This is a genomic window from Polaribacter gangjinensis (assembly GCF_038024125.1).
Lineage (GTDB): Bacteria > Bacteroidota > Bacteroidia > Flavobacteriales > Flavobacteriaceae > Polaribacter > Polaribacter gangjinensis.
Map to the genome: position 1 here is coordinate 1215240 of NZ_CP150662.1, position 25249 is coordinate 1240488.

General features: G+C 32.6%; 36 protein-coding genes. 2 read left to right on the forward strand and 34 right to left on the reverse strand.

The genetic code is table 11. The annotated features are described in order from the left end of the window. Positions 1-88 precede the first annotated feature (88 nt). The 34 genes from eno to rpsL form a co-directional block, all read right to left on the reverse strand. A complete protein-coding gene (gene eno, locus WHA43_RS05395) occupies positions 89-1378 on the reverse strand; it encodes a phosphopyruvate hydratase (protein ID WP_105046086.1) in 1290 nt (429 codons plus the stop codon). Positions 1379-1574: 196 nt separating this feature from the next. Then, positions 1575-2693, reverse strand: coding sequence for a glutamine-hydrolyzing carbamoyl-phosphate synthase small subunit (carA, locus tag WHA43_RS05400; protein ID WP_105046087.1), 1119 nt, complete (start codon positions 2691-2693; stop codon positions 1575-1577). Positions 2694-2783: 90 nt separating this feature from the next. Continuing rightward, the gene (gene rplQ / locus WHA43_RS05405) at positions 2784-3257 is read right to left on the reverse strand and encodes a 50S ribosomal protein L17 (RefSeq protein ID WP_105046088.1); all 474 of its coding nucleotides are present in this window, start codon (positions 3255-3257) and stop codon (positions 2784-2786) included. Positions 3258-3316: 59 nt separating this feature from the next. Further along, the gene (locus WHA43_RS05410; RefSeq protein WP_105046089.1) at positions 3317-4309 is read right to left on the reverse strand and encodes a DNA-directed RNA polymerase subunit alpha; all 993 of its coding nucleotides are present in this window, start codon (positions 4307-4309) and stop codon (positions 3317-3319) included. Between the two features lie 99 nt (positions 4310-4408). After that, complete coding sequence (rpsD, locus tag WHA43_RS05415; RefSeq protein ID WP_105046090.1) at positions 4409-5017, reverse strand: 30S ribosomal protein S4; 609 nt, start codon at positions 5015-5017, stop codon at positions 4409-4411. 82 nt (positions 5018-5099) lie between these two features. Beyond that, positions 5100-5483 (reverse strand): 30S ribosomal protein S11, encoded by a 384-nt coding sequence (rpsK, locus tag WHA43_RS05420; protein WP_105046091.1) that lies wholly within the window; start codon positions 5481-5483, stop codon positions 5100-5102. Positions 5484-5571: 88 nt separating this feature from the next. Further along, positions 5572-5937, reverse strand: a complete 366-nt coding sequence (gene rpsM, locus WHA43_RS05425) for a 30S ribosomal protein S13 (protein WP_105046092.1) — start codon at positions 5935-5937, stop codon at positions 5572-5574. Continuing rightward, complete coding sequence (gene ykgO, locus WHA43_RS05430; protein WP_004568720.1) at positions 5937-6053, reverse strand: type B 50S ribosomal protein L36; 117 nt, start codon at positions 6051-6053, stop codon at positions 5937-5939. The genes rpsM and ykgO overlap by 1 nt, the downstream gene beginning before the upstream one ends. A gap of 16 nt (positions 6054-6069) precedes the next feature. Continuing rightward, positions 6070-6285 carry a translation initiation factor IF-1 gene (infA, locus tag WHA43_RS05435; RefSeq protein WP_004568721.1) on the reverse strand — a complete coding sequence of 72 codons (216 nt, stop codon included), beginning with the start codon at positions 6283-6285 and terminating at the stop codon, positions 6070-6072. A gap of 1 nt (position 6286) precedes the next feature. Then, the gene (gene secY / locus WHA43_RS05440; protein WP_105046093.1) at positions 6287-7609 is read right to left on the reverse strand and encodes a preprotein translocase subunit SecY; all 1323 of its coding nucleotides are present in this window, start codon (positions 7607-7609) and stop codon (positions 6287-6289) included. A gap of 13 nt (positions 7610-7622) precedes the next feature. Beyond that, positions 7623-8075, reverse strand: coding sequence for a 50S ribosomal protein L15 (gene rplO, locus WHA43_RS05445; RefSeq protein ID WP_105046094.1), 453 nt, complete (start codon positions 8073-8075; stop codon positions 7623-7625). A 10-nt stretch (positions 8076-8085) separates the two neighbouring features. Further along, a complete protein-coding gene (gene rpmD, locus WHA43_RS05450; RefSeq protein WP_105046095.1) occupies positions 8086-8268 on the reverse strand; it encodes a 50S ribosomal protein L30 in 183 nt (60 codons plus the stop codon). Positions 8269-8279: 11 nt separating this feature from the next. Next, positions 8280-8804 carry a 30S ribosomal protein S5 gene (gene rpsE, locus WHA43_RS05455; RefSeq protein WP_105046096.1) on the reverse strand — a complete coding sequence of 175 codons (525 nt, stop codon included), beginning with the start codon at positions 8802-8804 and terminating at the stop codon, positions 8280-8282. A gap of 2 nt (positions 8805-8806) precedes the next feature. Next, positions 8807-9157 (reverse strand): 50S ribosomal protein L18, encoded by a 351-nt coding sequence (rplR, locus tag WHA43_RS05460; RefSeq protein ID WP_105046097.1) that lies wholly within the window; start codon positions 9155-9157, stop codon positions 8807-8809. 12 nt (positions 9158-9169) lie between these two features. Continuing rightward, positions 9170-9715, reverse strand: a complete 546-nt coding sequence (gene rplF, locus WHA43_RS05465) for a 50S ribosomal protein L6 (RefSeq protein WP_105046098.1) — start codon at positions 9713-9715, stop codon at positions 9170-9172. 10 nt (positions 9716-9725) lie between these two features. Then, a complete protein-coding gene (rpsH, locus tag WHA43_RS05470; protein WP_105046099.1) occupies positions 9726-10124 on the reverse strand; it encodes a 30S ribosomal protein S8 in 399 nt (132 codons plus the stop codon). A 161-nt stretch (positions 10125-10285) separates the two neighbouring features. Next, the gene (gene rpsN / locus WHA43_RS05475; RefSeq protein ID WP_105046100.1) at positions 10286-10555 is read right to left on the reverse strand and encodes a 30S ribosomal protein S14; all 270 of its coding nucleotides are present in this window, start codon (positions 10553-10555) and stop codon (positions 10286-10288) included. 3 nt (positions 10556-10558) lie between these two features. After that, positions 10559-11110, reverse strand: a complete 552-nt coding sequence (gene rplE, locus WHA43_RS05480) for a 50S ribosomal protein L5 (protein WP_105046101.1) — start codon at positions 11108-11110, stop codon at positions 10559-10561. Positions 11111-11118: 8 nt separating this feature from the next. After that, a complete protein-coding gene (gene rplX / locus WHA43_RS05485) occupies positions 11119-11421 on the reverse strand; it encodes a 50S ribosomal protein L24 (protein ID WP_105046102.1) in 303 nt (100 codons plus the stop codon). A gap of 11 nt (positions 11422-11432) precedes the next feature. Further along, positions 11433-11801: a 50S ribosomal protein L14 gene (rplN, locus tag WHA43_RS05490; protein ID WP_105046103.1), complete on the reverse strand. Its 369-nt coding sequence runs from the start codon at positions 11799-11801 to the stop codon at positions 11433-11435. Position 11802: 1 nt separating this feature from the next. Next, on the reverse strand, positions 11803-12060 hold the full coding sequence (rpsQ, locus tag WHA43_RS05495; RefSeq protein ID WP_105046104.1) for a 30S ribosomal protein S17: 258 nt from the start codon (positions 12058-12060) through the stop codon (positions 11803-11805). Positions 12061-12080: 20 nt separating this feature from the next. Next, a complete protein-coding gene (gene rpmC, locus WHA43_RS05500; protein WP_105046105.1) occupies positions 12081-12272 on the reverse strand; it encodes a 50S ribosomal protein L29 in 192 nt (63 codons plus the stop codon). A gap of 11 nt (positions 12273-12283) precedes the next feature. Then, positions 12284-12715, reverse strand: coding sequence for a 50S ribosomal protein L16 (gene rplP, locus WHA43_RS05505; RefSeq protein WP_105046106.1), 432 nt, complete (start codon positions 12713-12715; stop codon positions 12284-12286). Positions 12716-12736: 21 nt separating this feature from the next. Beyond that, positions 12737-13462 carry a 30S ribosomal protein S3 gene (gene rpsC, locus WHA43_RS05510; protein WP_105046107.1) on the reverse strand — a complete coding sequence of 242 codons (726 nt, stop codon included), beginning with the start codon at positions 13460-13462 and terminating at the stop codon, positions 12737-12739. An 11-nt stretch (positions 13463-13473) separates the two neighbouring features. After that, positions 13474-13878, reverse strand: coding sequence for a 50S ribosomal protein L22 (gene rplV / locus WHA43_RS05515; RefSeq protein ID WP_105046108.1), 405 nt, complete (start codon positions 13876-13878; stop codon positions 13474-13476). A 6-nt stretch (positions 13879-13884) separates the two neighbouring features. Beyond that, complete coding sequence (rpsS, locus tag WHA43_RS05520) at positions 13885-14163, reverse strand: 30S ribosomal protein S19 (RefSeq protein ID WP_105046109.1); 279 nt, start codon at positions 14161-14163, stop codon at positions 13885-13887. Between the two features lie 6 nt (positions 14164-14169). Then, positions 14170-14994, reverse strand: a complete 825-nt coding sequence (gene rplB / locus WHA43_RS05525) for a 50S ribosomal protein L2 (protein WP_105046110.1) — start codon at positions 14992-14994, stop codon at positions 14170-14172. Positions 14995-15008: 14 nt separating this feature from the next. After that, positions 15009-15299 (reverse strand): 50S ribosomal protein L23, encoded by a 291-nt coding sequence (rplW, locus tag WHA43_RS05530; RefSeq protein WP_105046111.1) that lies wholly within the window; start codon positions 15297-15299, stop codon positions 15009-15011. Positions 15300-15308: 9 nt separating this feature from the next. After that, entirely contained in the window at positions 15309-15938 is a 630-nt protein-coding gene (gene rplD / locus WHA43_RS05535) for a 50S ribosomal protein L4 (protein WP_105046112.1), read from the reverse strand. After that, on the reverse strand, positions 15938-16555 hold the full coding sequence (gene rplC / locus WHA43_RS05540) for a 50S ribosomal protein L3 (protein WP_105046113.1): 618 nt from the start codon (positions 16553-16555) through the stop codon (positions 15938-15940). The genes rplD and rplC overlap by 1 nt, the downstream gene beginning before the upstream one ends. Before the next feature lie 245 nt (positions 16556-16800). Beyond that, a complete protein-coding gene (gene rpsJ / locus WHA43_RS05545) occupies positions 16801-17106 on the reverse strand; it encodes a 30S ribosomal protein S10 (RefSeq protein WP_024740605.1) in 306 nt (101 codons plus the stop codon). An 18-nt stretch (positions 17107-17124) separates the two neighbouring features. Beyond that, positions 17125-19242, reverse strand: coding sequence for an elongation factor G (fusA, locus tag WHA43_RS05550; RefSeq protein WP_105046114.1), 2118 nt, complete (start codon positions 19240-19242; stop codon positions 17125-17127). Positions 19243-19248: 6 nt separating this feature from the next. Continuing rightward, a complete protein-coding gene (rpsG, locus tag WHA43_RS05555) occupies positions 19249-19725 on the reverse strand; it encodes a 30S ribosomal protein S7 (protein ID WP_105046115.1) in 477 nt (158 codons plus the stop codon). Between the two features lie 24 nt (positions 19726-19749). Beyond that, positions 19750-20163, reverse strand: coding sequence for a 30S ribosomal protein S12 (rpsL, locus tag WHA43_RS05560; RefSeq protein ID WP_105046116.1), 414 nt, complete (start codon positions 20161-20163; stop codon positions 19750-19752). 229 nt (positions 20164-20392) lie between these two features. Here rpsL and WHA43_RS05565 point away from each other — a divergent pair, with 229 nt between their 5' ends. Then, complete coding sequence (locus tag WHA43_RS05565; RefSeq protein ID WP_105046117.1) at positions 20393-22003, forward strand: ShlB/FhaC/HecB family hemolysin secretion/activation protein; 1611 nt, start codon at positions 20393-20395, stop codon at positions 22001-22003. 135 nt (positions 22004-22138) lie between these two features. Further along, on the forward strand, positions 22139-25246 hold the full coding sequence (locus WHA43_RS05570) for a SusC/RagA family TonB-linked outer membrane protein (RefSeq protein WP_105046118.1): 3108 nt from the start codon (positions 22139-22141) through the stop codon (positions 25244-25246). Positions 25247-25249: the final 3 nt, after the last annotated feature.

Below are 25249 nucleotides of genomic sequence, written 5' to 3' on the forward strand. Positions count from 1 at the left end.
AAACTAAAAATAGATTTGAATTTCTGTAAAAATATAAAAATCCTCTTAGAAATTCTAGGAGGATTGATTTATAAAACTTAAAACTATATTAAATTTTAAAAGCTTTTTCTTGTGGGTAATAAGCTACATCTTCCAACTCTTCTTCAATACGCAATAATTGATTGTATTTCGCCATTCTGTCAGAACGTGAAGCAGAACCAGTTTTAATTTGTCCACAGTTCAATGCTACTGCTAAATCAGCAATCGTGTTGTCTTCTGTTTCTCCAGATCTATGAGACATTACAGTAGTATAACCTGCATTTTTTGCCATGTTTACAGCTGCAATAGTTTCTGTTAAAGAACCTATTTGGTTTACTTTAATCAAAATTGAATTGGCGATTCCGTTTTCAATACCTCTTGATAAACGTGATACATTAGTAACGAATAAATCATCTCCGACTAATTGAACTTTGTCTCCAATTTTTTCAGTCAAATATTTCCAACCTTCCCAATCATTCTCATCCATTCCATCTTCAATAGAAATAATTGGATATTTACTTACTAATTCTGCTAAATAATCTGCTTGTTCTTTACTAGTTCTCACATTTCCAGTTTCTCCTTCAAATTTTGTGTAGTCGTATTTTCCATCTACATAAAATTCTGCTGAGGCACAATCCAACGCTATTTTCACTTCTTCTCCATAAACATATCCAGCATTTTTAACAGCCAATGCAATAGTCTCTAAAGCATCTTCTGTTCCACCAGCTAAATTTGGTGCAAAACCTCCTTCATCACCAACAGCTGTTGACAAATTACGGTCATGCAACACTTTTTTCAAATTATGAAAAATCTCAGATCCCATTTGCATGGCATGTGAAAAAGATGTTGCTTTTACTGGCATAATCATAAATTCTTGAAACGCAATTGGCGCATCAGAATGCGAACCACCATTGATAATATTCATCATTGGAACAGGCAATGTATTTGCAGAAACACCTCCAACATATCTGTATAATGGCATTCCTAATTCAGCTGCAGCAGCTTTTGCAACTGCTAATGAAACACCTAAAATAGCATTTGCTCCTAATTTTGATTTATTTGGGGTACCATCTAAATCAATCATGATTTTGTCAATCAAGTTTTGTTCAAAAACCGAAGTTCCTAACAATTCTTCTGCTAAAATTTCATTCACATTTTTCACGGCATTCAACACACCTTTTCCCATATAGGCTTTTCCACCATCTCTCAATTCTACAGCTTCGTGCTCACCTGTTGAAGCTCCTGAAGGAACTGCAGCTCTCCCTAAAATACCGTTTTCGGTAGTTACATCTACTTCTACTGTTGGATTTCCTCTTGAATCAAAAATTTGACGTGCGTGAATGTTTATTATAATACTCATGGATTTTAAAATTTATAAACTTAGTTTCGGTAAGTTTTGGTTATTATTTAATGACCGCTAATTTACAAAATATTGAACGCATTTTATAAATTGAATTTGAATAATTACGAAAACGATTCCTATAGACTATTCCTATCAAACAAAAAAATCTACTCAGAAAACTAAGTAGATATTATAATGGGGATTGAGTAAATTTTTATGAAACCAACTCTTTCGTTTTTTTAATTGTATCTATGAATTGGTCAAAAAGATATTCAGCATCATGAGGACCTGGACTTGCCTCTGGATGATATTGCACAGAAAATGTATTTTTATTTTTGATACGAATACCTGCAACTGTATGATCATTTAAATGAACATGTGTAATTTCGATATTTTCATTCGCTTCTGTTTCTTCTTTATTAATAGCAAATCCGTGATTTTGAGAGGTGATTTCTCCTTTGCCTGTCAATAAATTTTTTATAGGATGATTGATTCCTCTATGGCCATTATGCATTTTATAGGTAGAAATTCCTTGTGATAGTGCAATTACTTGATGTCCTAAGCAGATACCAAATAAAGGCAAATCTTTCTCGATAATTTCTGCAGCTAATTTTTGAGCGTTTACTAAAGGCTCAGGATCTCCAGGACCATTTGAAATAAAATAACCATCAGGATTGAAAGAAGCTAAATCTTGGAAAGTAGCATTGTATGGAAACACTTTTATATAAGCTCCTCTTTTAGCTAGGTTTCTTAAAATGTTCTTTTTGATACCTATATCCAATGCTGAAATCTTAATATCAGCATTTTCATCACCAAAATAATACGGTTCTTTTGTGGAAACTTTAGAGGCCAACTCTAAACCCTGCATACTTGGAACGTTTGCTAATTGATTTTTTAAACCTTGTATATCGTCAATATTAGTAGAAATGATGGCATTCATTGCGCCATTATCTCTAATGTAAGAAACCAAAGCTCTTGTATCAACATCAGAAATTGCTACCAAATTATGTTTTTTAAACCAATCTAATAAATTACCATCTGAATCAACTCTTGAGTGAACAAAACTAAAATTTCGGCAAATCAAACCAGCAATTTTAATTCCTTCAGATTCAACTTCTAAATCATTAACACCATAATTCCCAATATGTGCATTTGTGGTAACCATTAGTTGACCGAAATAAGAAGGATCTGTAAAAATTTCTTGATATCCTGTCATTCCAGTATTAAAACAAATTTCTCCAGTTGCAGTTCCTTCAATTCCTACAGATTTTCCGTAAAAAATGGTGCCATCTGCTAATAAAATAAGTGCTTTTTTTCGAGTTTGATACTTCATTGATTTTTGTAATAATTAATTTGATGTAAAAATATAAAAAAAGGGATAAACAGTACTGTTTATCCCTTTATATGTGAATGATAAAATCATTTATTCTTCTGATTTTTCTTCAGTTGCAATTGTTTCTACTTGTGGTGCAGCAGCTTTTTTGCTTCTTCCTCTACGTGTAGTTTTCTTAGCTTTTGCTCCTTTTGGATTGTAAATTTCGTTGTAATCAACAAATTCAATCATAGCCATTGCAGCATTATCACCTTGTCTGTTTCCTAATTTAATAATACGTAGGTAACCTCCTGGTCTGTCTGCAATTTTTACAGAGATTTCTTTAAATAATTCAGTTACAGCATATTTATCACGTAAAACTGCAAAAGCAATACGTCTATTATGAGTAGAATCTGATTTTGATTTTGTAATGATTGGCTCTAAAAATACTCTCAAAGCTTTTGCTTTTGGTAAAGTCGTATTGATGCGTTTGTGCTCAATAAGAGAACAAGCCATATTAGCCAACATTGATTTTCTGTGAGCTGTCTTTTTTCCTAAATGATTTATTTTTTTTCCGTGTCTCATGACGTTTGTTTTATGCTTTCATCTTGCTCAACTCATTTTGAGGAGCAAAATATGAAAGATTAATCTCTATCTAATTTATATTTTGCTAAATCCATTCCGAAACTTAAACCTTTTACAATTACTAGTTCTTCTAGTTCTGTTAAAGATTTTTTACCAAAGTTTCTAAACTTCATTAAATCACTTTTGTTAAATGATACTAAATCTCCTAAAGTATCAACTTCTGCAGCTTTTAAACAATTTAAAGCTCTAACAGAAAGATCCATATCAATTAATCTTGTTTTTAACAATTGACGCATGTGTAATGATTCTTCATCATATGTTTCTGTTTGTGCAATTTCATCAGCTTCTAAAGTAATGCGCTCATCAGAAAATAACATAAAATGGTGAATCAAAATTTTTGCAGCTTCTGTTAATGCTTCTTTTGGATTGATTGAACCATCTGTGTCAATATCAAATACTAATTTTTCAAAATCCGTTTTTTGTTCAACACGAAAGTTTTCAATTGAATACTTTACGTTTTTGATTGGTGTGTAAATAGAATCTGTAAAAATAGTTCCGATTGGAGCACCTGGCTTCTTGTTTTCTTCAGCAGGTACGAAACCTCTACCTTTTTCAATGGTAATTTCTGCATTTAATTTTACAGATTTATCCATATTACAAATAACCAACTCTGGATTTAAAACTTGAAAACCAGAAATAAATTTTTGTAAATCACCAGCTTTTAATTGTTCTTGACCAGAAATGTTTATTGAAACTGTTTCTCTATCTGTTTCATCTATTTGCTTTTTAAAACGTATTTGTTTTAAATTCAAAATGATTTCTGTAACATCTTCAACAACACCACTTACAGTAGAAAATTCGTGTTCAACTCCATCAATTCTTAATGAAGTAATTGCAAAACCTTCTAAAGATGATAATAAAACTCTTCTTAAAGCATTTCCTACAGTCAAACCAAATCCAGGTTCTAGAGGTCTAAATTCGAACTTACCTTTAAAATCGGTAGATTCGATCATGATTACTTTATCAGGTTTTTGAAAATTTAAAATTGCCATATTTTTGTTCTTCGTTTTAATTGTTATTTAGTTGCGCGATTTATAAGTGTGAAGAAGTACGAATAAACCCTTTGGCTAAATACCAATATGAATAATTTATTATTTAGAATATAATTCTACTATTAATTGTTCTTTGATGTTTTCTGGAATTTGAATTCTAGCTGGAACTTTTACAAAAGTACCTTCTTTTTTATCTGAATTCCAAGTCAACCATTCATAAACAGTATTACTTGAAGCGATTAAAGAATTTTCAATTGCTTGTAAAGATTTTGATTTTTCTCTTACAGCAACAACATCACCTTCTTTCAAACTGTAAGATGGAATGTTAACGATTTCACCGTTTACAGTAATGTGTCTGTGAGAAACTAATTGACGTGCTCCACTTCTTGAAGGAGAAATTCCCATTCTATAAACAACATTGTCTAATCTAGACTCACATAATTGTAATAAAATTTCACCTGTAATTCCCTGAGAAGCTTGAGCTTTTTTGAAAAGATTACTGAATTGACGCTCTAAAATACCATAAGTATATTTTGCTTTTTGCTTTTCCATTAACTGGGTAGCATATTCAGATTTTTTACCTCTACGTTTTGCAGCACCATGCTGTCCTGGAGGATAATTTCTTTTTTCGAAGTTTTTGTCTTCACCAAAAATTGCTTCACCAAATTTACGAGCAATTTTAGTTTTTGGTCCTGTGTATCTTGCCATTTGTTTTGATTTTAAAGATAGGGATTATGAATTAAGGCTAATCCTTCGATAATCTAAATCCTATCAGAATTAAATAATTAAATTATACTCTTCTTCTTTTTGGAGGACGACATCCGTTGTGTGGAATTGGCGTAACATCAATAATTTCTGTTACCTCAATACCAGCATTGTGTAAAGATCTGATTGCAGATTCTCTACCATTTCCTGGACCTTTTACGAAAACTTTTACTTTACGTAAACCTGCTTCTTTAGCAACTCCTGAACAATCTTCTGCTGCTAATTGAGCTGCATAAGGAGTATTCTTTTTAGAACCTCTAAAGCCCATTTTACCTGCAGATGACCAAGAAACTACGTCTCCTTTTTTGTTTGTTAAAGAAATGATGATGTTATTGAAAGTTGCATTTATGTGAGCTTCTCCAATCGCATCTACGATTACTTTACGTTTTTTTGCACTTGCTTTTGCCATAATTTTTTGTTGTTAAGCGATGTTGTTTAGTAAATTGTATTTATAAAAATACGGCACACTAAATACATCAGCTAGTTTAATCTCTAACTTATTTTTTCTTGTTAGCAACTGTTTTTCTCTTACCTTTTCTAGTACGAGAATTATTTTTAGTTCTTTGTCCTCTTAAAGGAAGACCTAATCTGTGACGAATTCCTCTTTGACAACCAATGTCCATTAAACGCTTAATGTTTAATTGAACCTCAGAACGTAATTCACCCTCAATTGTGAAAGCTCCAACTTGTTCTCTGATTGCTGCAATTTGATCATCATTCCAGTCTTGAACTTTAATGTTTTCATCAACGTTTGCTTTAGCTAAAATTTCTTTAGCTCTACTGTTACCTATACCAAAGATGTAAGTTAAAGCAATAACTCCTCTTTTGTTCTTTGGAATGTCTATACCTGCTATTCTTGCCATTACCCTTGTCTTTGTTTAAATCTAGGATTTTGTTTATTTATTACATATAATCTGCCTTTTCTGCGAACTATTTTGCAGTCGGCGCTTCTTTTTTTAACTGATGCTCTAACTTTCATCTGCGTTGTCTTTTATTTAGTATCTGTAAGTAATTCTTGCTTTCGATAAATCGTATGGACTCATTTCTAATTTCACTTTATCACCAGGTAACAACTTGATGTAATGCATACGCATTTTTCCTGAAATGTGAGCTGTTACAATATGTCCATTCTCTAATTCTACACGAAACATAGCATTTGATAATGCTTCTGTAATTGTTCCGTCTTGTTGAATCGCTGATTGTTTAGCCATATTATTTAATCGATTTTCTATTGCTATTTCCCGTTTTCATTAAACCATCATAGTGACGATTTAACAAATACGAATTTATTTGTTGCATGGTATCAATTGCTACACCAACCATAATGATTAATGAAGTACCACCATAAAACATAGCCCAACTTTGTTGTACACCAAATTGAACAACAATTGATGGTAAAATAGACAAAGCTGCTAAAAATAAAGAACCTGGAAATGTAATTTTAGATAAAACAGAATCTAATTTATCAGCAGTATCTTTTCCTGGTCTTATTCCAGGAATAAAACCTCCACTTCTCTTCAGATCATCAGCCATTTTATTGGTAGGTATTGTAATTGCAGTATAGAAAAAACTGAAAACAATAATTAAAACTGCAAATATTACATTATACCACAAACCATTAATGTCTTGTAAACTTGAAATAACTGGAAATTTTTGTGCCAAAGCAACTGGTAAAAACATAATTGCCTGAGCAAAAATGATTGGCATTACACCAGCAGCATTTAATTTCAAGGGAATATAATCTCTTGAACCAGCAACATTTTGAACATTTCCTGCAACAGTTCTTCTAGCATACTGAACAGCTATTTTTCTAACAGCAGTAACTAGTAAAACAGTCAATAAAATTACAACAAACCAAAGGATAATTTCAATCAAAACCATCATTACACCACCTGCACCAGCATTTGTTGTTTTAGCAACAAACTCTTGTAAAAATGCAGCAGGGAAGTTAGCAATAATACCAACTGTAATTAATAATGAAATACCATTACCAATACCTTTATCAGTAATACGCTCTCCTAACCACATTGCAAAAATAGTACCAGCGGTTAAAATAATGATAGATGAAATCCAAAATGTAGCACCACTTACTAAAAACGCTTCAGGACCTAATCCAAACTGAGTTTTAATAGCAGTGATGTACGTTGGAGCTTGAACTAAAGTAATACCTATAGTCAACCATCTTGTAATCTGTGTAATTTTCTTTCTTCCACTTTCTCCATCTTTTTGTAATTTTTGCAAATAAGGAACCGCAATTCCCATTAACTGAACTACAATAGATGCAGAAATATAAGGCATAATACCAAGAGCCATTACTGATGCTCTTGCAAATGCACCTCCAGTAAATGCGTTTAATAAACCTAAAAGACCTCCTGAAGTACTTTCTTTTAAAGCTGCTAACTGTAATGGATCAATTCCAGGTAAAGGAACTGCAGCCATAAAACGGTAAACCGCTATTAAAACGATTGTAAGAAGAATCTTATTTTTAAGTTCTTCAATCTTGAAAATGTCTTTTAATGTATTTATAAAATTCATCATTTACAAAATCTTATAAAGTTACAGCTTGACCACCAGCAGCTTCAATAGCCGCTTTTGCTGTTGCTGTAAATTTGTGAACAGTAATAGTAAGTTTGGCTTTTAATTCACCAGTTCCTAAAATCTTAACCAAATCATTTTTAGAAACTAAACCTAAAGAAACTAAAATGTCTTGATTTACTGTATCAGTTATTTTTCCACTATCAACTAGAGCTTGTAATTTCTCTAGATTGATTCCCTGATATTCTTTACGATTGATGTTTGTGAAACCAAATTTTGGCACACGTCTTTGAAGTGGCATTTGACCTCCTTCAAAACCTACTTTTCTAGAATAACCTGAACGAGATTTTGCACCTTTGTGACCTCTAGTTGCTGTTCCTCCGTGACCAGAACCTTCTCCACGAGCGATTCTTTTATCTTTTTTTACAGATCCTTCTGCAGGTGTTAAGTTATGTAAACTACTCATTTTAAATATCTTATTTTAATTCCTCTACAGAAACTAAATGTGAAACTTTATTTACCATTCCCAAAATTGAAGGCGTTGCGTCGTGCTCAACAGATTGGTTCATTTTACGCAAACCTAAGGACACTAAAGTTCTTTTTTGATCTTTAGGACGTCTAATTTGACTTTTTACTTGTGTAACTTTAATTTTTGTCATTTTTCTTAGATTTATCCGTTAAACACTTTTTCTAAAGAAATCCCTCTTTGTTTAGCAATTGAAGCTGCACTACGTAATTGTAATAAAGCATCAAATGTAGCTTTAACAGCATTGTGAGGATTTGAAGAACCTTGTGATTTTGATAACACATCATGAACTCCAACTGACTCTAATACCGCACGTACTGCACCACCAGCAATAACTCCTGTACCAGGAGAAGCAGGTTTGATGAATACATTTGCTCCACCGAATTTTCCTTTTTGTTCATGAGGAAGTGTTCCGTCAACTAAAGGAATTCTGATTAAGTTTTTCTTTGCATCTTCAACTGCTTTAGCAATTGCAGAAGAAACATCTTTAGATTTTCCTAATCCATGACCAACAACTCCATTTCCATCACCAACAACTACAATTGCAGAAAAACCAAATGCTCTACCTCCTTTTGTAACTTTGGTAACACGTTGTACACCAACTAATCTATCTACAAGCTCTAAACCGCTTGGTTTAACTCTTTCTACGTTTTTATATCCTTGCATAATTCTTAAAATTTTAAACCAGCTTCTCTTGCAGCATCAGCCAATACTTTAACTCTACCATGGTATAAATAACCATTTCTATCGAAAGCAACACTTTCAATACCATTTGTTAAAGCTTTTTTTCCAATTGATGTACCAACTGCAATTGCTGCTTCTCCTTTCGTTGTTGCTTGAATATCTTTGTCTCTTGATGAAACAGAAGCTAATGTTACTCCGTTTACATCGTCTATTAATTGAGCATAGATTTCTTTATTACTTCTGTAAACAGAAAGTCTTGGTTTGGTAGCTGTACCGAAAACAATCTTTCTAATTCTACTTTTAATTCTAGCTCTTCTTTCTAGCTTTGATAATGCCATAATACCTATATATTATGCAGATTTACCTGCTTTTCTTCTTAATTTTTCATCTACAAACTTAATACCTTTACCTTTGTATGGTTCAGGGCTTCTGAAAGAGCGAATCTTTGCAGCAACGTGACCTACCAATTGTTTGTCAAATGAGGTTAATTTAACGATTGGATTTTTACCTTTTTCAGAAATAGTTTCTACTTTTACTTCAGGAGCTAATTCGAAAATTATGTTATGAGAAAAACCAAGTGCTAGATCTAATTTTTGTCCTTGACTTGAAGCTCTATATCCAACACCAACTAATTCCAATTCTTTAGTCCAACCTTTACTTACACCTTCAACCATGTTATTGATTAAAGCTCTCATCAAACCGTGTTGAGCTGTATGAATTTTACTATCAGAAGATCTTTCTAAAAAAACAGTTGAATTTTCAACTTTAATAGTAATTCCTTCAGAAATAGTTTGCGATAAAGTTCCTAACTTTCCTTTAACAGTAATTAAATTACCATCTATGTTTACATCTACACCTTGTGGGATGCTAACGGGATTTTTTCCTATTCTACTCATCTTTTAAGGTTTAATAAACGTAACATAAAACTTCACCTCCAACATTCTCTTGACGAGCTTGCTTGTTTGTCATTACACCTTTTGAGGTAGAAACAATAGCAATTCCAAGACCATTTAATACTCTTGGCATCTCTTTTGAGCCAACGTATTTACGTAAACCTGGAGTACTGATTCGTTGGATTTTTCTGATAACAGACTCTTTCGTGTCTTTATCATATTTCAAGGCAATTTTAATAGAGCCTTGTACTTTATCAGAATTAAACTGATAACTAAGAATATAACCTTGATCAAACAAGATTTTAGTCATTTCCTTCTTCAAATTTGAAGCAGGAATCTCTACAACTCTATGGCCTGCAGAGATTGCATTTCTTACTCTGGTAAGATAATCCGCAATTGGATCTGTATACATATCTATTTAAATTGCGATTACGGTTTTCAAAATCTCTATTGAACCTACAAGATTAACTTGTGATGTTTGAACCTATAATCAGTTAAAAATTCTATTACTCAAAAAAATAGAGCGCGCAAAGATACACATTCTATTTTATTTTTATGAATTTATTTTTGATATTACCAACTTGCTTTGGTAACACCTGGAATTAACCCTTGGTTTGCCATTTCACGGAATGTAACACGAGAAATACCAAATTGTCTCATATATCCTCTTGGACGACCAGTTAATTTACATCTATTATGCATTCTTATTGGAGATGCATTTTTTGGTAATTTTTGTAATCCTTCAAAATCTCCAGCTTCTTTTAAAGCTTTTCTTTTCTCAGCGTATTTAGCAACAGTTTTAGCTCTTTTACGCTCACGAGCTTTCATTGATTCTTTAGCCATTTCTTAATTTTTTTTGAATGGTAAACCTAATTCTGCTAATAATGATTTAGCTTCTTTGTCAGTATTGGCAGTAGTTACAAAAGTAATGTCCATACCATTAATTTTTTTAACTTGATCAATATTGATTTCTGGGTATATAATCTGCTCAGTAATACCTAAGTTATAATTACCTCTTCCATCAAAACCGTTAGCTTTTATTCCATTGAAATCTCTAACACGAGGTAAAGAAGCTGTAATTAATCTATCTAAAAACTCATACATCTTATCACCTCTAAGAGTTACTTTTGCGCCAATAGGCATGCCTTTACGCAATTTAAAATTGGCAACGTCTTTCTTAGAAATTGTTGAAACAGCTTTTTGACCAGTTATTTTAGTTAACTCTTCAACAGCATAATCAACTAATTTTTTATCAGCAATAGCAGCACCAACACCTTTAGAAATAACAATTTTTTCTAATTTTGGTACTTGCATTACATTCTTATAACTAAACTCTTCAGTAAGAGCACTAATTACTCTTTCTTTATATTCTGCTTTTAATCTTGGTACGTAACTCATGATTATTCTTATTTTTTAGTATTTTTAGAGATTCTAGTTTTAGTATCTCCATCAACTTTATAACCTACTCTTACAGCTACACCACCATCAACCAACATAACATTAGAGATGTGTAAAGAAGCTTCTTTTTTTACGATACCTCCTTGTGGATTTTGTGCACTAGGTTTTGTGTGTTTAGAAACTAAATTTACACCTTCTACTAAAACTCTGTCTTTGTCTTTGATGATTTGTAATACTTTGCCTTCTGAACCTTTGTGGTCACCAGCAATTACTTTTACAGTATCACCTGATTTAATTTTAAATTTCTTCATTGTGTAATGATTTAAAGCACTTCAGGTGCTAATGATACTATTTTCATGAATTGTTTTTCACGAAGTTCACGAGCTACAGGACCAAATACACGTGTACCTCTCATTTCCTCTGCAGGATTTAATAATACACAAGCATTGTCATCAAAACGAATGTAAGAACCATCTTTACGTCTTACTTCTTTTTTAGTTCTAACAACAACTGCTCTAGATACTTGACCTTTTTTTACAGTACCGTTAGGAGTTGCAGCTTTTATAGTAACAACAATTTTGTCACCAATAGTAGCATAACGCTTTTTTGTACCTCCTAAAACTCTGATTACTAAAACTTCTTTAGCTCCAGTATTATCTGCTACTTTTAATCTTGATTCTGTTTGTAACATATTATTTCGCTCTTTCTAGGATTTCTACTAATCTCCAACGTTTAGATTTACTCATAGGTCTAGTTTCCATAATCCTAACAGTATCACCTTCGTTGCAATCATTCTTTTCGTCGTGTGCAACGTACTTCTTAGTTTTTAATACGAACTTTCCGTACATTGGGTGTTTAACTCTTTTTACTTCTGAAACAACAATAGATTTTTCCATTTTGTTACTAGAAACAACACCTATTCTCTCTTTTCTAAGATTTCTTTTTTCCATCTTTAAAACTGACTATAGAATTATTGTAATTCTCTTTTTGTTAACTCTGTTGCAATTCTTGCTACAGTTCTTCTTAGGCTTCTTAATTGCAACGGATTTTCGAGCGGTGTAATTGTATGTGCCATTTTAAGATCTGTGTAGTTCTTTTTCAACACTACTAGCTTCTCTTGAAGATCAGCTAATGATAATTCTTTTATTTCTGCTTGTTTCATTTTAGTTAGAATTATGCGTTAAAATCAAAATCTCTTGCTACAATAAATCTTGTTTTCACAGGAAGCTTTTGTGCAGCTAATCTTAAAGCTTCTTTAGCAACTTCAAGAGGAACTCCACCAACTTCGAATAAAATTCTTCCTGGCTTGATGACAGAGACATAATGATCTGGTGCTCCCTTACCTTTACCCATACGTACCTCTAAAGGCTTTTTAGTAATAGGTTTGTCTGGAAATATTTTAATCCACAACTGCCCTTCTCTCTTCATAAAACGGGTAGCTGCAATACGAGCTGCCTCAATTTGTCTTGAAGTTAATAAATCTTGATCTAAAGATTTGATACCAAACATTCCGTTAGAAAGTTGGGTACCTCTTCCTGAGATTCCAGACATACTTCCTTTCAACTTCTGTACCTTACGGTATTTAACTCTTTTTGGCTGTAACATTTTTAATTTCTAATTTAAAAATTATTTTCTTTTACGAGGTTGACGTTTAGCAGGACTTGCAGCACCACCTTTTGTAGGAGCTTGCTTTTTAGATAAGCCAACTAAAGGAGATAACTCTCTTTTTCCATAAACTTCACCCTTCATAATCCATACTTTAATTCCTAATCTTCCATAGGTAGTATGAGCTTCAGCAAGTGAATAATCAATATCTGCTCTGAACGTTGATAAAGGAATTCTTCCTTCTTTAAAATGTTCAGCACGTGCCATTTCTGCACCATTCAAACGACCTGAAATTTGAATTTTAATTCCTTCAGCATTCATTTTCATAGTTGAAGTAATTGCCATTTTTATAGCTCTCTTGTATGAAATTCTATTTTCAATTTGACGAGCAACACTAATTGCAACTAAATTTGCATCTAACTCTGGACGTTTGATTTCAAAAATATTAATTTGAACTTCTTTTCCAGTGATTTTCTTAAGCTCTTCTTTTAACTTGTCTACCTCTTGACCTCCTTTACCAATAATGATACCTGGACGTGCTGTAGTGATAGTAACGGTTACAAGTTTTAGAGTACGCTCAATAAATATTCTAGAAACACTTGCTTTTGATAATCTAGCATTTACATACTTTCTTATCTTATCATCTTCAGCAATTTTATCTCCGTAGTCATTTCCACCATACCAGTTAGACTCCCAACCTCTGATGATTCCTAATCGATTTCCTATTGGATTCGTTTTTTGTCCCATTTCTACTTAGATTAATTACTTAAATTTTTACTTCCTAATTCTAATGTAACGTGATTAGAACGTTTACGAATTCTATGAGCACGTCCTTGTGGAGCTGGTCTTAGTCTTTTTAACATTCCAGCACTATCTACACAAATAGATTTTACAAACAAACCAGCATCTTCAATACTAGATGATTCATTCTTAGCTTGCCAATTGGCAATTGCAGATAACAATAATTTCTCTAAATTTTTAGATGCATCTTTTGGGCTGAATTTTAAAATTGCTAAAGCTTTTTCAACTTCAACTCCTCTAACTTGATCAGCAACCAAACGCATTTTTCTTGGTGATGTAGGACAGTTAGTAAGCTTTGCAAAAGCACGTTGCTTTTTGTCTGCTTTTATCTGATCTGCCATGTTTTTTTTACGAACTCCCATTTCCTACTATTTTTTACCTTTATTTTTAGCACCTGCATGTCCTCTAAAAGAACGAGTTGGTGAAAATTCACCTAATTTGTGCCCTACCATGTTTTCTGTAACATATACTGGTACAAACTGACGCCCGTTATGAACAGCGATCGTTTGTCCTACAAAGTCTGGAGTAATCATACTTGCTCTTGACCAAGTTTTAATTACAGTTTTGCTTCCAGCCTCTACATTAGCTAACACTTTTTTCTCTAATTTATAGTGAACGAAAGGTCCTTTTTTTAATGATCTTGCCATAACTTATTATTTCTTTCTACGTTCTACAATATACTTGTTACTAGCTTTCGTCTTAGATCTAGTTTTGTATCCTTTAGCAGGAATTCCGTTTCTAGATCTTGGGTGACCTCCAGAAGAACGTCCTTCACCACCTCCCATTGGGTGATCAACAGGGTTCATTCTTACAGCGTTCACTCTTGGTCTTCTTCCTAACCATCTTCTTCTACCAGCTTTTCCTGAAACTAATAATTGGTGATCAGAATTCGAAACAACTCCAATTGTAGCCATACAAGTTAAAAGAACAAGTCTTGTTTCACCTGAAGGAAGTTTTACAGTTGCATATTTACCATCTCTTGCCATTAATTGAGCAAAAGAACCTGCAGAACGAGCCATAACAGCTCCCTGACCTGGACGTAATTCTATACAAGAAATAGTTGTACCTAAAGGAATTTCGCTAAGTGGTAATGTGTTGCCAATCTCAGGAGCAATACCGCTACCAGAAATAATTACTTGATCAACTTCTAAACCGTTTTGAGCGATTACATAACGTTTTTCACCATCAGCATAAAATAACAATGCAATGAATGCTGTACGATTAGGATCGTACTCGATAGTTTTAACGGTTGCAGGGATACCAGTTTTATCTCTTTTAAAATCGATAGCACGATATTTTTGTTTATGACCACCACCTATATTACGTGTTGTCATTCTACCCTGACTATTTCGACCACCAGTACTTTTTTTCGAAGAAATTAAACTTTTCTCCGGCTTATCAGTTGTAATGGCGTCGAACCCATTTACAACTCTAAAACGCTGACCTGGCGTTATTGGTTTTAATTTTCTAACTGACATTGTTGTCTATTTTCTTATAGATTGTTATAAAAATCAATACTTTCTCCTTCAGCTAATTGAACGATCGCTTTTTTAAATCCACCTTTAACACCAGTTACTAAACCTTTTTTAGTATACTTTGTATTTTTTTTAGCAGGATAATTCAAAGTCTTAACGCTTTCTACAGAAACCCCATAAGCTGCATGAACAGCTGATTTAATTTCTAATTTATTAGCTTTACTTGCAACTATAAATGAATAACGATTGTTAACTTCACTATCGTTAGTTGCTTTCTCTGTAATAATAGGTTTAATTAAAATACTCATTTTGAATCCCTATTTATTTAAATTTGTATGAATTGCTTCTAAAGAACCTTCAGTAATCACAACCTTATTAGCATTTAAAATACCATAAGTATTTAATTCTGATGTACTTATAACTTTTGATGATTTAAGGTTTCTTGAAGATAAATACACATTCTCATTCATCTCACCAAAGACAAATAATGATTTTTTTGTATCTAACTCTAAAGCTTTTAAAACATCAATAAAATTTTTAGTTTTTGGAGATTCAAAATTAAAATCTTCAATAACAACTAAATTGTGTTGATTAGCTTGAATACTTAAAGCTGATTTACGAGCTAAACGCTTTAAACCTTTATTCAATTTAAAAGAATAACTTCTTGGTCTTGGCCCAAAAAAACGTCCTCCACCTCTAAAAACTCCTGATTTAATTGAACCTGCCCTTGCAGTACCAGTACCTTTTTGTTTTTTAATTTTTCTTGTAGAACCAGCAACCTCTGATTTTTCTTTAGATTTATGTGTTCCTTGTCTTTGATTTGCAAGAAATTGCTTTACATCTAAATAAATTGCATGATCGTTTGGCGCTATCCCGAATACATCGTTAGAAAGTTCAACTTTTCTACCTGTATCTTTTCCTGTAATATCTAAAACTGCTACTTCCATTATTTCTGAATAGTTACAAAAGCGTTTTTGTGTCCAGGAATTGCTCCTTTAACAACAAGTAAATTCTTCTCAGGAACTACTTTTAATACTTTTAAGTTTTGAACTTTTACATTATTTCCACCCATTCTACCTGCCATACGCATTCCTTTAAACACTCTAGCTGGATATGACGCAGCACCCACAGATCCTGGAGCTCTCAAACGGTTATGTTGACCATGAGTAGACTGTCCAACTCCACCAAAACCATGAAGTTTAACAACACCCTGAAAACCTTTACCTTTAGAAACTCCCGATACATCAACGAATTCACCTTCAGCAAATACACTTACTGTAAGAGAATCCCCTAATTTATAATCTTCTTCAAACCCTTGAAATTCAACGACTTTTTTCTTAGCAGAAGTGCCAGCTTTTTTAAAGTGACCGTCTAACGCTTTGTTAGAACTCTTTGCCTTTTTGTCATCGAAACCAAGTTGTAACGCATTGTAGCCGTCAACCTCTTTGGTTCTGACTTGGGTAACAACGCAAGGACCTGCTTCAATTACTGTACAAGGAATATTCTTCCCGTTTTCATCAAATAAGCTGGTCATTCCAATTTTTCTACCTATTAACCCAGACATGTTTTAATTGTTAATTAATTTTTATTGTTTGTTTTTATTCCTATGAATTTCATTAAAAAAAAAAAAAAGCGCAAAAACACTTTCAACGCTGAATTTGTTTTTACCGTTTTTCCTTCGCGAAACGCTCCGGACATGTTACTATTTTAATGAAATCAGAAAAATAGCCGAACCCTACTTTGATTCGGGTTGCAAAAGTATTAAATTATTTCGGTTTACCAAAAGATAAACCGAAATAATTAATAAATTTATACTTTAATTTCTACTTCAACTCCACTTGGTAGTTCTAATTTCATCAAAGCATCAATTGTCTTTGAAGAAGAACTATAAATATCTAACAAACGTTTGTAAGCAGATAATTGAAATTGCTCTCTAGATTTCTTGTTTACGTGAGGTGAACGCAAAACCGTAAATATTTTTTTATTTGTTGGTAAAGGAATAGGACCATTTACAACAGCTCCTGTACTCTTTACTGTCTTTACGATTTTTTCAGCAGATTTATCTACCAAATTGTAATCGTAAGATTTTAATTTTATTCTAATTTTTTGACTCATCGTTTTGTATTTAGTAGATTATCCTTTTGCAGCAGCAATTACTGATTCAGCTATGTTAGTAGGAGTTTCTTCATAGTGTGAGAACTCCATTGTTGATGTAGCTCTACCTGAAGACATTGTTCTTAAAGCTGTTACATAACCAAACATTTCTGATAATGGTACTGTAGCTTTAACAACTTTTGAACCAGCTCTATCAGACATGTCTGATACTTGACCTCTTCTTCTATTTAAATCACCTACAATATCTCCCATATTTTCTTCTGGTGTCAATACTTCTAGCTTCATTATAGGCTCCATAATTTTTGCTCTTGCAGATTTTGCGGCAGCTTTGTAACCCATTTTTGCAGCTAATTCGAATGACAATTGATCAGAATCGACAGCATGGAAAGAACCATCTAATACAGTGATTTTCATAGAATCCATTTCATAACCAGCTAAAGGACCATTTTTCATTGCTTCTTTAAATCCTTTTTCAATAGAAGGAATAAATTCTTTTGGAATGTTTCCACCTTTGATTACAGACTCAAATTGTAAACCTTGTACTCCAGCATCTGCAGGCTCCATTCTGAAAACGATATCCGCAAATTTACCACGTCCACCAGATTGCTTTTTATAAACTTCTCTATGCTCTGCGGCAGCTGTAATAGCTTCTTTATACTCAACTTGTGGCTGACCTTGATTTACATCAACTTTAAACTCACGTTTCAAACGATCTACAATGATATCTAAGTGTAACTCACCCATACCTGAAATGATAGTTTGACCAGAAGCCTCGTCTGTTCTTACAGTAAATGTAGGATCTTCTTCAGCTAATTTTGATAAAGCCATTCCTAATTTATCTACATCAGCTTTTGTTTTAGGCTCAACAGCGATACCAATTACAGGATCAGGAAAATTCATTGATTCTAAAACAATTGGATGTTTTTCATCAGAAAGTGTATCACCTGTTTTAATTGACTTAAATCCAACAGCAGCACCAATATCACCAGCTTCAATAAAATCAATTGCATTTTGCTTATTCGCATGCATTTGATAAATTCTTGAAATACGCTCTTTCTTTCCAGAGGTATTGTTTAACACATAAGAACCAGCATCAAGTCTTCCTGAATAAGCTCTAAAGAAAGCCAAACGTCCTACGAAAGGATCTGTTGCAATTTTAAAAGCTAAAGCAGCAAATGGCTCTTTTGCATCTGGTTTTCTAGATACTTCCATTCCTGTTTCAGGGTTTGTACCCACAATTTTCTCTCTATCTAAAGGAGAAGGTAAATATCTACAAACAGCATCTAATAAAAATTGAACTCCTTTATTTTTGAAAGATGAACCACAGATCATTGGAATGATTGCCATATCCATAACAGCAGCTCTTAATGCAGCATGAATTTCTTCTTCAGTAATAGATTCTTCGTCCTCCATGAATTTTTCAAGAAGATTTTCATCATAACCTGCAACCTCTTCAATTAACAATGCTCTGTATTGTTTTGCTTCTTCTTTTAAATCTTCAGGAATTTCAACAACATCAAAAGTTGCTCCTAAAGACTCATCATGCCAAATTATAGCTCTATTTTTAACTAAATCAACTACACCTTTAAAATCAGCTTCTTCACCAATAGGCAATACAATAGGCACAGCATTAGAACCTAACATTTCTTTTACTTGCTTGGTTACGTTCATAAAATCTGATCCTTGACGATCCATTTTATTTACGAAACCAATTCTTGGCACTTTGTAATTATCAGCTAATCTCCAGTTAGTTTCAGATTGCGGCTCAACACCATCAACTGCAGAAAATAAGAAAACCAAACCATCTAAAACACGTAAAGATCTGTTAACCTCTACTGTAAAGTCTACGTGACCAGGAGTATCAATAATATTGAAATGATATCCCATAGTATTGTCTACTGGTTTACCATTATCAGTTGGAAATTGCCATGTACAAGTTGTTGCTGCTGAAGTAATTGTAATACCTCTTTCTTGCTCTTGCTCCATCCAGTCCATTGTTGCAGCTCCATCATGTACTTCACCAATTTTATGAGAAACACCTGTGTAGTACAAAATACGTTCTGTAGTCGTAGTTTTTCCAGCATCAATATGCGCTGCAATACCAATATTTCTTGTGTATTTTAAGTCTCTTGCCATTTTCTATTAAAATCTGAAGTGAGAGAATGCTTTATTAGCTTCTGCCATTTTATGTGTATCCATTCTTTTTTTAACAGCAGCCCCTTCTTCTTTAGCCGCAGCTAAAATTTCAGCAGCTAAACGCTGAGCCATGGTTTTTTCATTACGTTTTCTTGTGTACGTAATCATCCACTTTATTGCCATAGACACTTTACGATCTGGTCTAATTTGCATTGGGATTTGAAATGTAGCACCACCAACTCGTCTTGAACGAACTTCTACGTGAGGCATTACATTTGATAATCCTTCTTTCCAAACTTCTAAAGCTGACTTTTCTTCGTCAGTTTTTCTTTGTTCTACGATATCTAATGCATCGTAAAATACTTTAAACGCCACAGATTTTTTACCATCCCACATTAAGTTATTTACAAAACGTGTAACCAATTGGTCATTGAACTTTGGATCTGGTAAAAGCTCTCTTTTTTTGGCTCTTCTTTTTCTCATGTCTTTACATTAAAAGATTTTAAATTACTTTTTCTTACCTTTTGTTGGTGCAGCAGCTGCTTGACCTGGTTTTGGACGTTTTGCTCCGTACTTAGATCTGCGTTGCGTTCTTCCTGCAACACCTGCTGTATCTAAAGCTCCACGAACTACGTGATACTTTACACCTGGTAAATCTTTTACTCTTCCACCTCTAACTAATACTATCGAGTGCTCTTGTAAGTTGTGTCCTTCACCTGGAATGTATGCGTTTATCTCATTACCATTTGTCAATCTAACTCTGGCAACTTTACGCATTGCAGAATTAGGTTTTTTTGGTGTTGTAGTATAAACTCGCGTACAAACTCCACGTCTTTGAGGACAAGACGACAAAGCAGCCGATTTACTCTTCTTAGTTATTTTGGTTCTTCCTTTACGAACTAATTGTTGAATAGTTGGCATACTAAATTATTACTGTTTTTCGTTTATATTTAAACTTTCCCCTATTTTTTGGGTGTGCAAATGTACAATTAATTTCTAATTATTCAAAAATCAATAAGTTATTTTTTTATCAGAAATTTTTGAGCTCTAAATTTTTATCAATTTGAAGTACATTTACAGTCTAATAAATCAAATATTGAGAGTTACTTTTATACATTATATATATGTAGTTTTTTTTCTAATAATTTCATTGGAGGGATTTTCTCAAGAATACTCTTTAGAATTGATTTCAAAAAAAAAACAAGAACAAATTATTTTAGATAAAATTAATTATCAAAAGAAATCAAAAAACAGTACTTCAATAAATTCGGAAATTGAGAAAATTGCGAATGTTTTAAAAAATTTGGGGTATTTCACAAATACTCTAGATAGCATCAAAAATATTGACAAAAAATATTTTGCCTTTTTTTCTTTAAACGAACTTATAGAAAAAGCAATCATTAAGGTTGATTCAATTGAAAGCAGTATTATTAAAAACATCAAAATTGAAAATAATTCTTTTGAAACTCCTATCAAAAATTTAGAATCAATTTTAGTTTCCATTTCTGAATCTTTAGACAATCAAGGAAAATCCTTTTCGAAAGTTCAATTGAAAAACATCCAAATTAAAAACAAGACTCTTTTTGCTGATTTAGAAATTAATCCTTCCAAAAAAAGAACTATCCAAAGAATTAATATTAAAGGATACGAAAATTTTCCACCCTCATTTTTGAAGTATTACTTTAGGATTAAACCGTCAACCATTTTTAATCAGAAAAAAATGGAAGAAATCTCAATTAATAGCAAAAATTTACCTTTTATCAACGAAATAAAACCTCCTGAAGTCTTGTTTACAAAAGATTCCACACAACTTTTTATATACTTATCAAAAAGAGAAAATAATAGTATAGACGGAATTATAAATTTCGCATCTAAGGAAAATGGTGGTGTTTTATTTAATGGAATGTTGGATGTGCGTTTTCAAAACATTATTAATACAGGCGAACGATTTGAAATTTTTTGGAATAGTATTGCTGAAGAACGACAAGAACTAAAAATTACCAAAGAAATACCTTACATTATCAATTCGATTTTAAGTCCTGAAATTGCATTTTCAATTTACAAACAAGATTCTACATTTTTAAACACGAATTTTAAAGCAAATTTAAAATTCAACCTCGATCATTTTTATAAATTAGGGATTCAGTATGAATCTGAGTCATCAGAAAATTTAGCGCAATTAGTTGAAAATAATATAAAAACATTCTCAAATAATTTTTATGGAATATATTTTTCGTACACAAAACCAAGAAATGATGTTTTTTATTTTAATAAATTTCAATTTGAGATTAGTCCCGCATTCGGAAAAAGAAAATCAACAAATGATATTTCAAATCAATTTAAAATAAAATCAAGCATCTCTTACATTTGGGATTTAAATCTAAGAAACAGTCTTTTTATCAAAAATGAAACAGGATATTTAAATTCCGATTCTTATTTGACCAATGAGCTTTTTAGAATTGGTGGTGCAAATTCAATTCGAGGTTTTAACGAACAAAGCATTTTCTCAGAAAGGTACACTTTTTTCAATATTGAGTATAGAATTTTAACAAATCCGACTTCTTATTTGTATACGATTACTGATTTTGGTCAATTTTCATCAATTAATCAACAAAAAAATGTTTTAGGCTTAGGAATTGGATATCTTTTTAACACTGGAAATTCACAAATAAATTTAAATGCGTCAGTGGGAAAAAATGATAGTAATACTATTGATTTTAAGGAAGTTAAACTAATTATTAACTGGAAAAATTACTTTTAAAAGGAATTTTTCTGAAATAAAAAGAGTAAAATATTTTCAAAAATATTAACCAATTTAACATTTTTTAACGGTTTTCGTTTGTTTGTTAACAAAATATTAAGATATTTGATGCAATTAATTCAAACATAACAAACAATGAAAACAAAGTTAAAAGGAATTTTAACGCTATTATTGGCGTTGGTTGTGCAAGTCTCATTTGCACAAGAAAAAACAGTTTCTGGAACTGTTTCCGATAGCTCTGGGAATTTACCTGGGGTAAGTGTTCTTATAAAAGGAACCAAAACCGGAACAGAAACTGATTTTAATGGAAAGTACACAATTAAAGCAAAAGTGGGTGACATCTTGAGTTTTAGTTATGTAGGCTACAAAACTTCTGATAAAAAAGTTGGAGCTTCAAATACTATTGATGTAGTATTGGTAGAAGATGCTGGATTATTAGATGAAATTGTAATCACTTCACTAGGTATTAAAAGAGATAAAAAAGCTCTTGGTTTTTCTCAACAATCAGTTAAACCAGAAAATTTAGTAAGAACAAGAGAAACTGACTTAAACAACGCTTTAGCTGGTAGAGTTTCTGGGGTACAAGCAGTTGGAGCTCCTTCTGCAGGTTTTGGTAATTCTGGGATTCGTTTAAGAGGTCAAAGTATTTCACTTTATATCGTTGATAACGTAAAAGTAAATAGTATCTCAGACATCAACACTGATGATATTGCTGATTTAACAGTACTTAAAGGAGCAGCTGCAACAGCATTATATGGTCCTGAGGCATTTAGTGGTATCATTATCATTACTACTAAATCAGCCAAACAAGGGCAGTCTACAATTACATTAAATCACAGTACAGCAATGGAAAATGTGTATTTATTGCCAGATTATCAAAATGAATATGGTGGTGGATATTCACAAGAATTTAATACATTCAACTTCAATCCAGCACAACACCCAGCTTCATGGGCTGCTTTTGACGGACAATCTATGGTTGAGTATTATGCAGATGAAAGCTGGGGACCAAAAATGAATGGTCAAATGGTTCGTCATTGGGATTCTTGGATTCAAGGTGATCCTGAGTTTGGAAAATTAAGACCATTTTCTCCAAATCCAAATAACGTAAAAAACTTTTTTGATACAGGTGTTGTAAACAATACTACAGTAGATTTCACAAAAGGTGGAGAAGGCTATAACATTAAAGGTGGTATCGTAAATATTGATAGAACTAGTGTTATGCCAAACTCATTCAGAAGACAAGTACAAGCTTATACTAACATTCGTTTTAATATCACTGATAAATTAGAAGCTTATGCTAATATCAACTATCAAGATCGTAGAACTAGAAACTTTCCAGACAATGGATATGGAAACGTAGCTTCTAACTTTAATCAATGGTGGCAACGTCAATTAGACATGGACAGAGTAAGAAACTATAACAGAAATGGTTCTTTTGTGTCATGGAATATTAATGGACCAACAGACACAAGACCATTATATTGGGATTCTCCATTTTTTGAAACGAATGAAAACTTAAATTTTCAAACTAAAAATGCTACCTATGGTAGAATGGGTTTAAATTATACAGTTAATGATAATTTAAATGGATATATTGAACTAAGAAAAACATACAGTTCATATACATCAAATGACAGAACTGCTTTTGGCGGTCTAAATTTACCATCATACAGTGAAAGCGATAGTTTTGATTATAGAGATGAGGTATTTGGAATTATGAATTATTCAAAAGATTTAAGTGAAGATCTTGATTTCAATGCAAGTGCTGGTTTTGAATTGATCACTTTAGGAGGTGAAACATTGAATGGAAGTACTGTTGGAGGATTAACTACCTTAAATTTCTATAGTTTAAGTACCTCAGTTGACAGACCTACAGTAACAAACTCTCAATACAAACAAAAATCTCAAGGAGTATTTTCTAAAGTTTCTTTTGGATATAAAGACATGTTATTTGTAGACGGTTCTGCAAGATTTGACTGGGGTTCTACTGCAAATCCAAATGATAATAGAGTAGAAACATATGGTGGATCTGTGAGTTTTATTTTCTCTAAATTGATTCCACAAAACGACATTATTTCTTTCGGAAAATTAAGAGCTAGTGCTGCATCTGGACCATTTTTACCTGCAAGATACGTATTGAGCCCAACTTTTGATATTGGAACTCCTTATGGAAGTTCTGGTACTTTAAGCAGTCAAGGTACTTTTGCAAACCCACAATTATCTGGTGGACAAAGACAAGATTTTGAGTTTGGTACAGAGCTAAAATTATTTAATAATAAAGTAGATTTAGATGTGACCTACTTCAGCAGAAAAGATAAAAACTTACCATCAAGAGTATCTTTAGATGGATCTACTGGTTTTACTCAAACTTTCTTAAACAGCGGTCAACAAACATCAAGTGGTATAGAAATTGGTGTAAATTTCTCTCCAATCAAATCTGAAGATTTTGAGTGGAATGTATACTCTAACTTCTCTACATTAAAAAGAAAAGTAGACGCTATTGCTGATGGAGTTGATGTAAACGTATTATCAGAATCATGGAGAGGTATTCAATTACAAGAAAGAGTTGGTGAAGAATGGGGAGCTATCTATGGTAGAGCTTTCAGAAGAGATGCTGATGGAAATATGATTTTATCATCAACAGGAAATCCATTGTACGATACTAATCAATACTTAGGAAACGTATTACCAGATTTTACAGGAGGTTTATCAAACAACATTCGATACAAAAATTTCAATTTAGGATTTGATATTGATTTCCAAAGTGGTGGTAAAGTATTTTCTGTAACTAGAATGTTCAACAACTACTCTGGTTTAGGAATAGAAACTGTTGGTTTAAACAACTTAGGAAACCCTGTTAGAGACGCTGTAGCTGATGGTGGTGGTGTTTTAATTGAAGGTGTTGATGCTACTACAGGATTGCCAGCTTCATACAATGTAGAAGCGCAAACATATTGGGGTCGTTTATTTGCTTTGCACGAAAGATGGTTATATGATGCTTCTTATGTAAAATTAAGAACAGTAAGATTAGACTATGATTTGCCAGCAAAATTGTTAGAAAAAACTCCGTTTAAAAAATTAAATTTAGGGGTGTTTGCAAATAATGTTTGGTTAATTCATTCAGCTATCCCAGGATTAGATCCTTCTGAGATTGAAACTGCAAATGGTGTAAACTGGACAGAAGGAGGACAATTACCAAACGTACGTACGATTGGTATCAATGTTAGAATGACGTTTTAATTT